This is a genomic window from Achromobacter sp. UBA4530, assembly GCF_002388205.1.
GTDB classification, from domain to species: domain Bacteria; phylum Pseudomonadota; class Gammaproteobacteria; order Burkholderiales; family Burkholderiaceae_B; genus Achromobacter; species Achromobacter animicus.
In genome coordinates this window covers 17,949-31,976 of the sequence record NZ_DGMA01000047.1, presented here as the reverse complement: position 1 = coordinate 31,976, position 14,028 = coordinate 17,949, and the positions used below count along the sequence as shown (strand labels likewise).

The 14,028-nt window shown below is 63.4% G+C and carries 13 protein-coding genes; 7 read left to right on the top strand and 6 right to left on the bottom strand.

The annotated features are described in order from the left end of the window. Positions 1-6: 6 nt before the first annotated feature. The gene (locus B2W22_RS27125) at positions 7-798 is read right to left on the bottom strand and encodes an amino acid ABC transporter substrate-binding protein (RefSeq protein WP_056561484.1); all 792 of its coding nucleotides are present in this window, start codon (positions 796-798) and stop codon (positions 7-9) included. Between the two features lie 485 nt (positions 799-1,283). Here B2W22_RS27125 and B2W22_RS27120 point away from each other — a divergent pair, with 485 nt between their 5' ends. Next, complete coding sequence (locus tag B2W22_RS27120; protein WP_286940284.1) at positions 1,284-2,471, top strand: phospholipase D family protein; 1,188 nt, start codon at positions 1,284-1,286, stop codon at positions 2,469-2,471. Positions 2,472-2,601: 130 nt separating this feature from the next. Here B2W22_RS27120 and B2W22_RS27115 read toward each other — a convergent pair whose 3' ends face one another. From B2W22_RS27115 to B2W22_RS27105, 3 genes are all read right to left on the bottom strand, one after another. Continuing rightward, the gene (locus B2W22_RS27115; protein ID WP_218344004.1) at positions 2,602-3,264 is read right to left on the bottom strand and encodes a hypothetical protein; all 663 of its coding nucleotides are present in this window, start codon (positions 3,262-3,264) and stop codon (positions 2,602-2,604) included. A 1-nt stretch (position 3,265) separates the two neighbouring features. Then, positions 3,266-4,072 (bottom strand): hypothetical protein, encoded by an 807-nt coding sequence (locus B2W22_RS27110; RefSeq protein WP_286940282.1) that lies wholly within the window; start codon positions 4,070-4,072, stop codon positions 3,266-3,268. A 398-nt stretch (positions 4,073-4,470) separates the two neighbouring features. Next, on the bottom strand, positions 4,471-5,649 hold the full coding sequence (locus B2W22_RS27105) for an alpha-hydroxy acid oxidase (protein ID WP_286940280.1): 1,179 nt from the start codon (positions 5,647-5,649) through the stop codon (positions 4,471-4,473). 160 nt (positions 5,650-5,809) lie between these two features. Between B2W22_RS27105 and B2W22_RS27100 the strand changes: the two genes are divergently transcribed. The 4 genes from B2W22_RS27100 to B2W22_RS27085 all read left to right on the top strand — a co-directional run bounded on the left by B2W22_RS27100 (position 5,810) and on the right by B2W22_RS27085 (position 9,611). Continuing rightward, positions 5,810-6,709, top strand: coding sequence for a LysR family transcriptional regulator (locus B2W22_RS27100; RefSeq protein ID WP_175121420.1), 900 nt, complete (start codon positions 5,810-5,812; stop codon positions 6,707-6,709). A gap of 131 nt (positions 6,710-6,840) precedes the next feature. After that, a complete protein-coding gene (locus tag B2W22_RS27095; protein ID WP_175121419.1) occupies positions 6,841-7,509 on the top strand; it encodes an RraA family protein in 669 nt (222 codons plus the stop codon). After that, positions 7,506-8,549: a hydroxyacid dehydrogenase gene (locus tag B2W22_RS27090; RefSeq protein ID WP_175121418.1), complete on the top strand. Its 1,044-nt coding sequence runs from the start codon at positions 7,506-7,508 to the stop codon at positions 8,547-8,549. Before B2W22_RS27095 ends, B2W22_RS27090 begins: the two co-directional genes overlap by 4 nt. 72 nt (positions 8,550-8,621) lie before the next feature. Further along, on the top strand, positions 8,622-9,611 hold the full coding sequence (locus B2W22_RS27085; protein WP_175121417.1) for a Bug family tripartite tricarboxylate transporter substrate binding protein: 990 nt from the start codon (positions 8,622-8,624) through the stop codon (positions 9,609-9,611). A 51-nt stretch (positions 9,612-9,662) separates the two neighbouring features. Here the strand turns inward: B2W22_RS27085 and argC are convergent, their stop codons facing one another. Further along, entirely contained in the window at positions 9,663-10,595 is a 933-nt protein-coding gene (argC, locus tag B2W22_RS27080; RefSeq protein WP_175121416.1) for an N-acetyl-gamma-glutamyl-phosphate reductase, read from the bottom strand. Positions 10,596-10,778: 183 nt separating this feature from the next. Between argC and B2W22_RS27075 the strand changes: the two genes are divergently transcribed. Beyond that, positions 10,779-11,687 carry a LysR family transcriptional regulator gene (locus B2W22_RS27075; RefSeq protein WP_175121415.1) on the top strand — a complete coding sequence of 303 codons (909 nt, stop codon included), beginning with the start codon at positions 10,779-10,781 and terminating at the stop codon, positions 11,685-11,687. Here the strand turns inward: B2W22_RS27075 and B2W22_RS27070 are convergent, their stop codons facing one another. Then, positions 11,688-13,472: a chloride channel protein gene (locus tag B2W22_RS27070; RefSeq protein ID WP_175121414.1), complete on the bottom strand. Its 1,785-nt coding sequence runs from the start codon at positions 13,470-13,472 to the stop codon at positions 11,688-11,690. 83 nt (positions 13,473-13,555) lie between these two features. Between B2W22_RS27070 and B2W22_RS27065 the strand changes: the two genes are divergently transcribed. Then, positions 13,556-14,008: a MarR family winged helix-turn-helix transcriptional regulator gene (locus tag B2W22_RS27065; protein ID WP_175121413.1), complete on the top strand. Its 453-nt coding sequence runs from the start codon at positions 13,556-13,558 to the stop codon at positions 14,006-14,008. Positions 14,009-14,028 lie beyond the last annotated feature (20 nt).

Below are 14,028 nucleotides of genomic sequence, written 5' to 3'. Positions count from 1 at the left end.
TTGCGCTTACTTGATGATGTTGGCGCCGAACCACTGGGTGGCGATGCGGCCGGCAGTGCCGTCCTGCTTCATCGAATCCAGCGTCTTATCCAGCTTGGCCAGCAACTCGGTATCGTCCTTACGCACGCCAACGCCATAGTCTTCCGTACCGAAGTTCTCTTCCAGCACGCGATACTCGCCCGCACGCTTGCTGATCAGGTAACGGCCAACCACCTCATCCACCACGATGGCGTCCAGACGGCCAGCAGCCAGGTCCATCAACGCGGTGACGTTGTCGCCGAACTTCTTCACTTCCTTGATCTGCGCGGCAACCGGGTCCTTGGCGATGGCGTCGGTGGCACTGCTGCCGTCCTGCGCGCCGATGACCTTGCCAGCCAGATCATTCTTGACCTTCACCGGCGACGTGTTGCCCACGATGATGATCTGGTGGTTGGCCATGTACGGCGCGGTGAAGCTGATGTTCTTCTTGCGCTCTTCGGTAATGGTCAGACCGTTCCACAGCACGTCGACGCGCTTGCCGTTCAATTCGGCTTCCTTGGCGCTCCAGTCGATCGGCTTGAATTCCACTTCGATGCCCAGACGCTTGCTGGCTTCCTTGGCCATGTCGATGTCAAAGCCGACGATCTGGTTGCTGGCGTCGCGGAATCCCATCGGGGGGAAGTTGTCGTCCAGGCCAACGACGACCTTCTTGGGCGTGGCCGGCGCTTGGGCGCCAGCGGCAGGCGCGTTGTCGCTGGGACCGCAAGCCGTGAGCAGAGCGGTGGCGGACACAAGAAGTACAGCAGTCAGTTTTTTCATCGTTGTGAGGGCGCGAGGCGCAGGATTGAAGAAAGCCGGGAAAGCGGGCGGTGTGCCGCGAGGCGGTATTTTAGCGTTGTTGGGGGGATTTGCTGGCGGGGTGGAGTTCGCGCAAGCCGTTCCGCTACTGAACGGGACCTTGGATGGCATATGCAGATGGCCTGCCGTCACCGGGGGAACGTCTAGAGCCTCAAGCCATGTTCCGTGGGTGCCAACGTCCCAAATGCCGGGGACCTTCGACTTTCATTAACAGCGGAAAGTGACAAATGAGGGCTTTCGGCCAAATGAGCCGGGCATGTGATTCGAGCCCCAGTCATTCCGCCGTCATCGACACATCCGCAAGAGAACAATTATTCACGTAGGATCAAAACGTACTCGCAACACGGACAACTAACTTTCCATACACATAACTCTTAAGTTTTGCGTCTAACGGTCGTAGTTGGGAACAAGATCTCGATTACCACTAACGGCAGAGAAAGAAAGGCATGGCAAAACTCATTGCGACCAACAAAGCACTTGAGGTAACTCTTGCAAGACTAATCGAAAGCTACCCTAACATCGCTTTTGGGGTGGCGTGGGCATCGTCATCGACAAGGCTCTATGACCTCTTGTTGGAGAAGAAGAACAAAATCAGAACGGGAGTCATCGGCACTCACTTTTATCAAACGCATCCGAATGTGCTAGAGGATTTCGTCCAATCAAAAAGCGTGAAATTTGTGTTGCAGCCCAAAGGCGTTTTCCACCCGAAGCTTTATTTGTTTTGGAGCGAGGAAAACTGGGAGGCCATAATTGGCAGTGCGAACTTCACTGCCGGCGCACTGGGCGAAAACACTGAACTCAGCACGTTAATTTCAGGTGAGGATGGTAATCGGTTCAACGAACTCCAGCAAATTGTTAGTCGCTACGCGGCCGCTGCTAGAACGATAACCGAGCAAGAAGCTTCTAACTATCGCAGAATCTGGCAAGCTAAACAGCCTAGCCTGCGAAAGCTGATGGATCAGTACGGCGAAAGCCAAGCGTCCAAGGCAGCCATAGATAGCCATGTAATGAGCTTGGACTGGCCATGCTTTCTTTCCGAAATCCAGCGTAGCGATAAAACTCATGGTTTTGAAGAGCGTCTCGCTCTGTTAGACCAAATTCGAAGTGCCTTCCTGAGTACGCCGCACTTCAAAGACTTGGATAGTCAAATCCGGAGGGCAATTGCGGGCATCCCTAATGACGCTATAGAAAACTCCGCCTGGTTTGGATCTATGAAGGGTGCTGGGATTTTTAAAAACCGCATTATTAGCCACCCCGAACACATTTCCGCGGCCTTGGATTGCATTCCGCTTGAAGGAACGGTGACACGGCCGCAGTACGAGAACTATGTTGCTGAATTCTTGAAGGCATTCCCTGATGGCAGAGACGGTATTGGTACCGCCACCAGGCTGTTAGGCATGAAGAGACCAGACCAGTTTCTTTGCGTGGATAGCGCAAACAAGAGAAAGCTGGCAAAAGACATCGGAATTAAGGGGGCATCCCACCTCGACTACGACCGCTACTGGGATGAAGTCGTCGAGCGAATTATGGATGCGCCGTGGTGGAAGTCATCGCCCCCGAAATCGAAAAACGGACTTCGAGCGTGGAAGGCGCGTGCGGCAATGCTCGACGCCATCTTTTACGAGCCGAGTTAATTTGCATGCCGCGCACTCCATAGCGGTCACTGTGCGATCTCTGTTCGGAATGGCCGCTCCGGTTCGGAAGCGGCCGAGCGTAGGCGACGGGCGAATAGCAAGCGAACACGCTCGCCTTCCAGCTCGGGCCTTACTCAATACCGGAAAAAAAGGCGCACTGCCCCGGAAACCCAGGTCGTGCGTCACATGCCTTCAAGCATCCCGCCTTTCCCCCTGGAAACGTAGCCGCAACCGACATACCAAACCCATAAGTCGGCGTAGTCACATCAAACCGGCTCTCGCAAACCTTCTTCGCGCTATAAGCAAACGTCATCGCCTCGCGCCGCCCGTTGACCGCGAACGACACCTGAAAGCTGTTCATACTGCTCCACCCTGCCCTAGGCAAAACCACGAACCGGTAATGCGTAGCATCCAGGCGCTCACCAAAGATCTTTAATTGCGCGGACGTGGTCCGCGTCGTAGGCGATGGATACGGCAAGGCCAGCAACGTCCGCGGATCCCCTACCACGCCCAAGTCGAAACCCACGCCCTTTTGATAGAACGGAACCTCGATACTGGGATAGCCGGAATATTCCACGCGCTTCACCGTCGACCCGTACTCCAGCGTACGAGGCTCGTAGTCCGGTGCCCGTGCGAACGTCACGTCCAGCGACATCACCACGTCCGCCGGATTGGCTTCTTCGGTGCGGACATGTTTTTCATACACGTCGGCGTTGCTTGCGCAGCCCGCAAGGGCCACCACGAGCGAGAGGGCCAGCCAACGCAACCCACTGACCGCGGAAATCGGCGTCATCTCATTGCTCCTTTCGCGGTTGAACCGGCAACGGCACTGGCTTCAACCCCTGGCCACTAAATTGCCAGCCCCCCTTCCCTTCCTGCCATCGAAAATTCCGGTTGATCCATTCCGCCTTCAGGTTGTCGTAGAGCCGCCGCTGGTCGATATGCTTACCTTCGTCGAGCGCCTTGCGCGCACGTGCGGCGCTTTGGTCCCACGCCGACTTGAAAGCATCGCGCTGCATTGCCTTGGTGAATGCGACGCTGGCGTACGGCCCTTCGTCCGCGACGCTCAGGCGGATCTCGTTGTCGAGCAGCACGGCGCCGTGGCGATTGTCTGGCGACACCGACACCAGTAGCGGGGTCGACTGCAGGCGCTCCTTGGGTTGCAGATGTTCAAACCACAGCACCTTTCCCGTCGACGTCACGAGCGCCCGCGAACCGGCGGTGAACAGCAGCAGGTCCTGACGTCCGGGCTGCGGCAGACCCAGGTCCGGGTCGCGCGCATCTACAGAGGGACTCAGCACCCGCGCGAGCGGCGTGTCGTTCTGCACTGCGATCAGGATGGTGCCCACGCCCATGAAATCGTTCGAGACCGCCAGGAGGATCGGCTGGCCGCCCTGGGTCGGACCCAGCGCCCTGACGTGCGCGAACTTGTACGCGTTCAGAGGCCGGTATGGCTTGCCGCGGAACGTGAGCTGGTGGAGGGTCGAAGCCGGCTCGCCTACCAATTCGAAATCGCCGCCTAGCGGCTGCAAGGTGTTCGGGGAGGAATCAGTGACCGTTGCTGGCCTCGCCTGCGCGTGCGCCAGTATCGGCAGCGTCATGAATAGCGACAGCCCTAGCGCGACGGTCGTGCATATCCGCGCAATGCGCGGATGCGGTGGAACAGTATTCGTAGGAGGCAGCAAAACGGCATCGGCGGCGGCGCCGCACATGAGAGTGATGCGGGCATTCTAGGTCAAATGCACTATCCACAGCAGGATCGCCGCCCAATGCCCCCCGCGTCACCTTCCACCCATTCCTATATGACCAGGTGTCCAAATCGGCTGGACGCGATGCGGTACGACAAACCCATTTCGGAACAGGCAACGCCAGGCGATTTACCTGTTGGCGATCTCGCGCACATATCAACGCCTAGGCGACATATCAGCGCCCACGCGACACATCAGCGCTTGCGCAACACATCAGCGCTTGCGCAACACATCAGCGCCCGCGCCACATATCAACGCCCGCGCGACACATCAGCCCCCGCGCGCTGCAGGAACTCCACGCCCAACTCCTTCAAATCAACCACCCCCAACAGCCCCATATTGCGCCGCACTTCTTCGTTGATAAGTGCTATCGCGTGCGCCACGCCGCGTTGGCCGGCCACCGTCGCGGCATAGTTGAACGGACGGCCGACGAACACGCAGCGTGCGCCCAGAGCCATCGCCTTCAACACGTCCGTGCCTCGACGCACGCCGCTGTCCAGCATCACTTCCATGGGACCCGCGGCATCCAGGATGGCGGGCAAGGCGTGCAGGGGCGAGACACTGCCGTCCAGTTGTCGCCCGCCGTGGTTGGAGACGATGATCGCGTCCATGCCCATCGCGCGCGCGGCGCGCGCATCGTCCGGATGAAGAATTCCCTTCAGCACCATGTGCCCTTTCCAGCGACGGCGGATGGCCGATACATGCTGCCAGTTCAGGTGACCTCGGTCGGAGAAGTCCCGCAGCACGCTGGACGACATGATGGGCGCGCCGCGTGTGGCGTAGTTGTTCTCGAAGTGCGGCATGCCGTGGCGCGCGAGCGTTCGCAGGAACGTGCCAAACAGCCATCGCGGATGCGTCACCCCCTGCCAGGCGAGGCCGAGGCTGGGCCGTAGCGGCGTGGAGAAGCCTGCCCGCACATTGTTCTCGCGGTTGGCGGCGACGGGCGTGTCTACCGTCAGCACCAGCGTGTTGACGCCGGCGGCAGCCACGCGGTCGATCAGCGCGGCGATCTGCGCTTCGTCGCCGGGAAGGTAGGCCTGAAACCAGGTGTCCGGCGCCGCTTCCATCACGGTCTCCAGGCGGATGAGCGACGAGCCGCTCATGATGCAGGGCACGCCGGCCTCGGCTGCCGCGCGCGCCAGGACGACGTCGCCGCGATAGCTGGAGATCGCGGAGATGCCCATCGGGGCAACGCCCACGGGCGCCGCATAGTCGCGGCCGAGCACCGTGCACCGTGTGCTGCGCGCGGACACGTCCACCAGCACCTTCGGCCGGAAAGCAAATTCCGCAAACGCCTCGCGATTGGCGCGTTCCGATTGGCCGTCTTCGACAGCGCCCGACACATAAGCGTAGATGGGTGCGGGCAGCAGCGCTTTGGCTGCGGGTTCGAAGTCGTGCAGGCTGAGCATGCGGCGCAGGGGATCGGACATGTCTGGCTCCTCCGGCGGCCACTGCTGCGAGTGGCCGTCTATTGTTTTTTCGATATCGCCGGGGACTATAGGCGCGCGCGCCGTTTGAATAAAGTGACTTTATCGAGCGCCTTTCATACACTTTTGTTCACTCTCGATGTCGTCCAGCCTACCGCCCCCCATGACGCTAAAGCAACTCGAGGCCTTCTACTGGGCCGCCACGTGCAAGAATTTTGCGATCGCCGCGAATCGCCTGAATATTTCGGTTTCGTCATTGTCCAAGCGCATTGGCGAACTGGAATCATCGATCGGCGCTGAGCTCTTCAGCCGCAGCGCGCGCAGCGCGACGTTGACAGCGCTGGGCGAACAACTGGTGCCGCACGCCAAGGATCTGCTGCGCAACGCCGACCAGTTCATGCAGCAGGCCAGCAACAACCTCAGCTACTCGGGCCGCTGCCGGTTTGGCGCGGGCGAATTGACCTCGCTGACGTGGATGGCCAAGCTGATCGAAGTCATCCAGCAGGCCCACCCCAACCTGCTCGTCGAGCCATTCGTGGGCGTCGGCGAATTGGTCGAGCGCGGTCTGGAGGAAGGCGAACTGGACTTCGCCGTGATCGCGGGCCCTTCGTCCCGCCCCGCCATCGCGTCCCGCGTTATCGGCAGCGCGCAATTCGAATGGGTCGCTGCGCCAAGCGCCGTCACGAACCCCGCCGCGGTCACCCCGGCCGACCTGCCAGGCCTGACGCTTATCACGCTCCCGCAAAGCTCGGGCGCCATCCGCATTCTCGACGACTGGCTCACCGAGCAGCGCGTATCGCCCGGCCGCAACCAGTGTTGCAATGGCTGGGGCGGCATTGCAGCCATGTTGCAGCAAGGCCTGGGCGTGGGCTTCCTGCCATCAGCGTGGGCCGGCATTCTGATCGAAAGGGGCCATTTGCAACCCTTGCCTGCATTTCCGCCGTTGCGCCCCCTCACCTACACCTTCCAATGGCGCCGTGACGATACCCGGCCGATGCTTGAAACCCTGCGCGCGCAAGCCGAGGCGTGCCTGGATTTCCACGCGCCCACCGGCATGATCTGACCGCGCAGAACGCTGACCCCGCTTGCCACCGTTTCCAAAAAGCGTTGTTTACGCAGTCAAATTATTCGCTTTATCTCCGGAATATGCGGGCGTAGAGTCGCCTCAAACAATCACTCTGGAGACGAGGCGACATGCCGGATTTTGGATTCACCCTGCACGACTGCCCGCCCGGTCCCAGTCGCGAGACGCTCGCGGCTTACCAAGACCTGGCGGTGGCAAACATCAGCGATGCGATGAGCCGCGGCACGGGCACGTCGTCCCTGCGACCCATTCACCGGACGCGCCGGATCCTGGGCCGCGCCTTCACGGTGCGCACCCGGCCTGGCGACAACCTGATGGTGCACAAGGCCATTGATACCGCGCAGCCCGGCGACGTCATCGTGGTTGACGCGGGCGGCGACATGAGCAACGCCATCATCGGCGAAATCATGGTGGGCTGGGCTGCCAAGCGCGGCTTGGGCGGCTTTGTGATTGACGGCGCCATCCGCGACAGCGAAACCATCGGCGAGGGCGATTTTCCCGTCTATGCCCGCGGCGTCGCGCATCGGGGTCCTTACAAGGACGGCCCTGGCGCCATCAACGTGCCCGTCACCGTAGATGGCATGGTCGTGATGCCCGGCGACCTGCTGGTGGGTGACGCCGACGGATTGCTGGCCATCCGGCCTGACGAGGCCCCGGCCATTGCAGAACGCGTTCGCGCCATCGCCCAAGCCGAGGCGCAAGTCCTGAAGGACATCGATAGCGGCACGCTGGATCGCAGCTGGGTCGACGCGGCCCTCAAGTCGCGAGGCGTGCTGTGACGACCGCTACGCCCCGCCACTCGGCACGCCTTTGCAGGCTGGATCTCTGGCTCAATCCGGTGTTCGACGAGATCATCGGCGCCACGCCCGGGATCACGTTGTCGGTGCTTCCTGCGACCGGCGACGACGCCCGCACGCTGGCCGGCCTGAAGACCGCACACGCCTACCATGTGTCCGCGGCCAAGGATGAGCTGCCGCGCCAGTGGTTCGTCAACGCCGAGTTGATCGCGCAATGCCCTGACCTCGTGTGCGTGTCGTCGGGCGGCGCGGGTTACGACACCATCGACGTGGCGGCCTGCACCGCGGCCGGCATCGCGGTCGTGAATCAGGCCGGCGGCAACGCGGAATCCGTGGCCGAACACACGTATGCGCTGCTGCTGGCCGTGCAACGGCGAATTGTCGAATCGCACAACCGCCTGCGCCGGGACACGGGCTTTTCCCGCGAAGATTTGATGGGCCATGAAATCCACGGCAGCGTCATCGGTCTGGTGGGCATCGGCAAGATCGGCACCTGCGTCGCCCGTATCGCGCAAGGCTTCGGCCTGCGCGTCATCGCCCACGATCCGTTGCTGGAAGCCGCCACCATCCGCAGCCGCGGCGCTGAACCGGTCGGGCTGGACGAGTTGCTGGCGCAATCGGACATCGTGTCGCTGCATTGCCCGCTGGACGCATCCACGCGAGGACTGATCGGCGCGAAGGCCTTTGCAGCGATGAAGCCCGGCGCGGTGTTCGTTTCGACGGCGCGCGGAGGCATCCACGACGAGGACGCATTGCATGACGCGCTGCGTAATGGGCATCTGCGAGGCGCGGGGCTCGACGTCTGGGAACAGGAGCCGCCCGAACGCTCGGCCCCGCTGCTGGCCCTGGACAACGTGGTCGCCACCTTCCACACCGCGGGCGTCACGCACGAGGCGCGCCGCAGCGTCGCCCGCTCATCGGCGACGCAGCTTGCCGCGATGCTGCGCGGCGAGCGGCCGCCGCAACTTGTGAATCCGGAGGTATGGCCTCTGGCCGCCAAACGTATCGCCACGCTGACATAACAACGCGGCACACGCGCGGGTCCAGATACAACGGCCGGCGCGGTGACCGCCAGAACCCCTGAGGAGACAACCATGCAACAACAAAACAAGCGCCGCACGCTGCGCACCCTGGCCACCCTGCTCGCGGGCGCCGCAATGTTCTCCGGCGCCGTGCAGGCCGCCGGCTATCCGGACCGACCGATCAACCTGATCGTGTCATACGGACCGGGTGGCGGCACCGATCTGGTGGCCCGGATGATGGCGCCCTACCTGCAGAAGCACCTGGGCGGTGACGCGCGCATCGTCGTGCTGAACCGGCCGGGCGCGGGCGGTGCAATCGGCTTTGCGGAACTGGCGCGCGCGCAGCCGGACGGCTACACCATCGGCTTCATCAACACGCCCAACCTGTTGACGATTCCCATCGAACGCAAGACCGCCTTCACCTGGCAGAGTTTTGACCTGCTGGGCAATCTGATCGATGATCCCGGCGCCTTCACAGTCCTGAACGACAACCCGGTCAAGAACCTTGCGGAATTGTCCGCCTACGCGAAGAAGAACCCCGGCAAGGTTACCGTCGGCACCACGGGCACGGGGTCGGACGACCACCTGGCCATGCTCCGGTTCGAGCGGGCGTCGGGCACGAAGCTCAGCCACATCCCGTACAAGGGCGCAGGCGAAGTGCGCGGCGCGCTGGCAAGCGGCGAGATCACGATCGGCGCCATCAACGTCGGCGAGGCGCTTCAATATCAGAAAGGCGGCACGCCGCTGCGCTTCCTGGGCCAGATGGGCAACACGCGCTCGGCCGCGCTGCCGGACGTGCCCACGTTCAAGGAACAGGGCTTCGATTTTGAACTGGCCTCGCTGCGCGGGCTGGCCGCACCCAAGGGGTTGCCGGACGACGTGCGCACGAAGCTGGTCACGGCGGTCAAGCGTACGGTGGACGATCCGGAATTCCAGGCCAAGGCCCGGGAAATGTTCGCGCCGCTGCGTTACTTGCCGCCCGCTGAGTATGCGAAAGAGCTGAAGGCGGGCGAAGCGCAGTTCCAGCAGCTTTGGAAAGAAGCGCCCTGGCTCGACAAGTAGAGATGTGTTCCCGGGGCGGCGGCCGATGGCTCGGCCCCGCGGCCATCGGCGTCAACGCATCGCCGCCAGCATCAGATCCAGATTCTGCACCGCCGCGCCCGAGGCGCCTTTGCCCAGGTTGTCGAACACGGCCGTCAGCAGTACCTGGCCGTGCTGCGCATTGCCGTAGACGCCCAAGCGAAGATCGTTCGTGCCGTTCAACGCCTCGGGATTCAGGTTCGTGTGCGCGGCGGCCTCGTCACGCGGCACGATCTGCACGTGCTTCGCGCCGGCGTAGTGCTGTTGCAGGCATTCGTGAATTTTTTCGGCATCCACACCAGCAGGCAGCAGGCGCAGGTGCAGCGGAATCGTCAGGACGATGCCCTGGCGGAAAGCGCCATAAGACGGCACGAAAACGGGACGCTGCGTGAGGCCGGCGTGCCGTTCGATCTCGGGGGTGTGCTTGTGCCCCAAGCCCAGACCGTAGACCTGAAACGCGGGACCGCGCGGGCCATCCGCGCCTTCGTAGGCATCCACGCTGGCCCGGCCGCCGCCCGAGTAGCCGGACACCGCGTTGATGACCGCCGGATAGTCGGCGGGCACGAGGCCAGCCTGGACCAACGGCCGCAGCAGCGCAATGGCGCCGGTGGGGTAGCAACCCGGGTTGCTGACCCGCAGCGCGTGGGCGATGCGCTCGGCCTGGCCATCGCTCATTTCCGGAAACCCGTAAACCCAGCCCGCATCCGTGCGATGCGCGGAGCTGGCGTCGATGATGCGCACCTTGGGATTGACGACGGACGCGGCCGCCTGGCGCGCGGGATCGTCGGGCAGGCAGAGGATTGCGATGTCGCTGGAATTGATCGCGTCAGCGCGGCGCTGCGGGTTCTTGCGGTCGGACTCGGGCAGCGTTAGCAGTTGCAGATCGCTGCGGCCGTTGAGCCGTTCGTGGATCTGCAGACCGGTCGTGCCCTGGTCGCCGTCGATGAAAACAAGTGGTTGGGTCATGATGCTGTCCGGGTGGTTCGGCGTTGCCTGATTCGTTCAGGAATGGACCTTATCTTCGATCTGCGGGCGAGATAAGAAAAGTCGAATATCATGATCGTTTGGTTCAGGATTTCTGAACTGAGCCGATATCGGATTTGACCCTGAATCCGCAACCGAAGCCGACACCCAGCCCCGGAAACTCTCATGCGCGAAATCAGCCTGGACCGTCTGCGCACCCTGGTCGCCATTGCCGACCTCGGCTCGTTCGCCGACGCCGCGCGCGCCCTGCATCTGGCGCCGCCCACGGTCAGCCTGCACGTATCGGACCTCGAATCCCGCGTCGGCGCCCCGCTCCTCACCCGGAAACGCGGCCAGGTCCGGCCGACGTCAATCGGAGAAACCTTGCTGGAACGTGCGCGCCGCTTGCTCGCGGAGGCAGACCAGGCGCTGGATGACGTGCAGCGGCAAGTGCAAGGGCTGGCGGGCCGCGTGCGGCTTGGGGCGTCAACCGGGGCCATCGCCCACCTGCTGCCGCAGGCGCTGGAAACATTGGGACGCGATCACCCCGGCATCGACGTGCAAGTCGCGGTGCTGACGTCGCAGGAAACCTTGTTGCGGTTGGCCGAAGGCACGCTGGATGTGGGACTGGTCGCGTTGCCCCAGCCGCCCATCGACGGTCTGGTGCTGCGTCCGTGGCGCCGCGACCCGGTGATGGCCTTTCTGCCGGCGGCCTGGAAAGCGCCAGCGCGCCTCACGCCCGCGTGGCTGGCTGAACGGCCGCTGATTCTGAATGACGCCAGCACGCGGCTGTCGCGCCTGACCGGAGAATGGTTCGCGGCCGCTGGACTCAATCCTCGCGCGCGCATTCAGTTGAACTACAACGACGCCATCAAGAGTTTGGTGGCTGCAGGTTATGGCGCGACGCTACTGCCCCATGAGGCCACCGCGCCGCAACCCGATCCCCGCGTCATCATGCGGCCGGTGCGGCCCGCGTTGTGGCGTCCACTGGGCATCGCGCATCGTGCCGGGCAAGTGGAAGCCGCCACGCAGCACGTACTGGACGTGCTGTGGGAATTACGCGCGTCGGGCGGCAAAGGCGCTGCGGCGACTTAGTCAAACTGGCTTCTGTGCCCGGCGAAAGAACGCCGCCCGCTGGCTTTCCTCGCGCAACCGCCGCGCGCGGGACCGGAACAGATCCTTGCGTCCAACGATGCCCAAAAGGCGGCCGCTATCGCGATCAAGGATAGGCACGCGCCCCGCCCCGGACAACGCCATCCGGTCGGCGATCTGACTGGCCAATTCATCAGCGTGCCCGTACACCAGCTCGCGCCCATCGAGCGCCTGCGCCAGCGTCCGTTCGTCCGGCGCACCTTGCAGCGCCCACGCCAGGGTGTCGGCGCGCGTCACTTCGCCCACCACGACGCCCTGCCCGTCCAGCACCGGATAACTCGTATGCCCCGGCTGCGCGGTCGTGAAATGCGCGACGGCCTGCGCCACCGTCATCGTGTCGGGCAACGTCTGCACCGGCGTGGTCATGACGTCGGCCACGCGCAGCAGATCGAACGGATCCACGCGGTATTCGCGGCTGATATGGTGGCCGCGACGCGCGATCTTCTCGGTCAGAATCGACCGCTTGAGCAGCAGCACCGTCACGCCATACGCAAACACGCAGGCTGCCAGCACCGGCAGCAGCGCGTGCATGTTGCCGGTCAATTCGACGGCAAACAGGGTGGCGGTCAGCGGCGCGCGCATCGTGCCGCCCATCATCGCCCCCATGCCCACCAGCGCCCAAAAGCCGGGATCGGCCTGCGGCAGCACGGGCGACGCCAGCGCACCGATCGCGCCGCCGAAGATCAGCAGCGGCGCCAGCACGCCGCCGGACGTGCCGGAGCCCAGCGCGATCGACCAGATGGCAACCTTGACCACCAGCAGCACCAGCACGGCCTGAAAAGCCAGATCGCCCGCGAGCATGTGCCGGATGTTGTCATAGCCCACACCAAGCGCGGCGGGCTCGATCAACCCGCCAATGCCGATCGCCAGCCCGCCGATGGCCGGCCACCACATCCAGTGGATCGGCAGCTTCTCGAACAGGTCTTCGGCTGCGTACACCAACGAGGTCAGCACGCCTGACCCCAAGCCCGCCAGCACACCCACGGCGGCGCAGGCCACCAGGTGCCACGGCGTGAAGGCCAGCGCGCCGGCATACGAAAAGATCGGGCCGGGCTCCATGATGAAGGCGCGCGTTGCGGCCGCCACCAGCGCCGCCACGGCCACGGGCAGGAAGCTGCGGGGCTTCCATTCGAAGAGCAGCAGCTCGACCGCCAGCAGCACGGCGGCGAGCGGCGTGCCGAAGATCGCGGTCATGCCGGCGGCCGCACCCGCAACAAGCAGCGTCTTGCGTTCGCCGTCGTCCAGGTGAATGGTCTGCGCGAGCAGTGAGCCGATCGCGCCGCCGGTCATGATGATCGGCCCTTCGGCGCCAAACGGGCCGCCGGTGCCGATGGACACCGCCGACGACACGGGTTTAAGGACCGCCACCTTCGGCTGGATGCGGCTCTTGCCGATCAGGATGGCTTCCATGGCTTCGGGGATGCCGTGACCACGGATCTTCTCGGAACCGTAGCGCGCCATCAGGCCAATGATGAGGCAGCCAACGACCGGAATGAACACGGAGCCGAGTCCGAGCCGCCCCGTCGTGATGGGGAGGTCGGCAAACGAAAACAGGCCGTGATAGGCGAGATTGGTGCACAGTGCGATGAGGCGAAGAAGCAGCCAGGCGGCGGCGACACTGGCCAGTCCGACCGGTATGGCAAGGCCCATCAAGAGGACGACGCGACGGTCGGTGGTGAAGTCGCCAAGCCGCAGTCCGGGCTTGGCGGAAGAGGAAATGGGGGGCATGGTCAAGGAAGGGTTGGAAGTATTCGCACGGAGTTTGCGAAAAGTCATATATATCGTAGCACGACATATATTAGAATCGCCGGGTGAACGCCTCCCCGACACCCACTCGCTTGTCTCCCGCCGACTACGAACTGCTCGCGGATTTCCGCTATGCGCTGCGAAAATTCGCGGCGTTCAGCGAAAGCGCGGCCGCGGGCCTGGACCTGATGCCGCAGCAGCATCAGGCGCTTCTCGCTATCAAGGGCACGCGCAAGACCGCGCCCGGACGGCGCGGACTATATGTCGGCGAAATCGCCGACCGTCTGCTGATCCGGCCGCACACCGCCGCCGAACTGGTAGGCCGTCTGGCGCGGCTGGATCTCGTCAGCCGCGAAGCCGACCCCGAAGACGGACGCCGCGTCGAGGTCGTGCTGACTGCCAAGGCCGAGCGCATGCTCGAAGATCTGTCCGCCTCTCACCTCGAAGAACTGCACGCGATGCGCCCGCTATTGACGCGGCTGCTGTCACGCATGGGCGCCGAGACCGGCAAGGACTGATCCAACCGTTTTTCACCCTC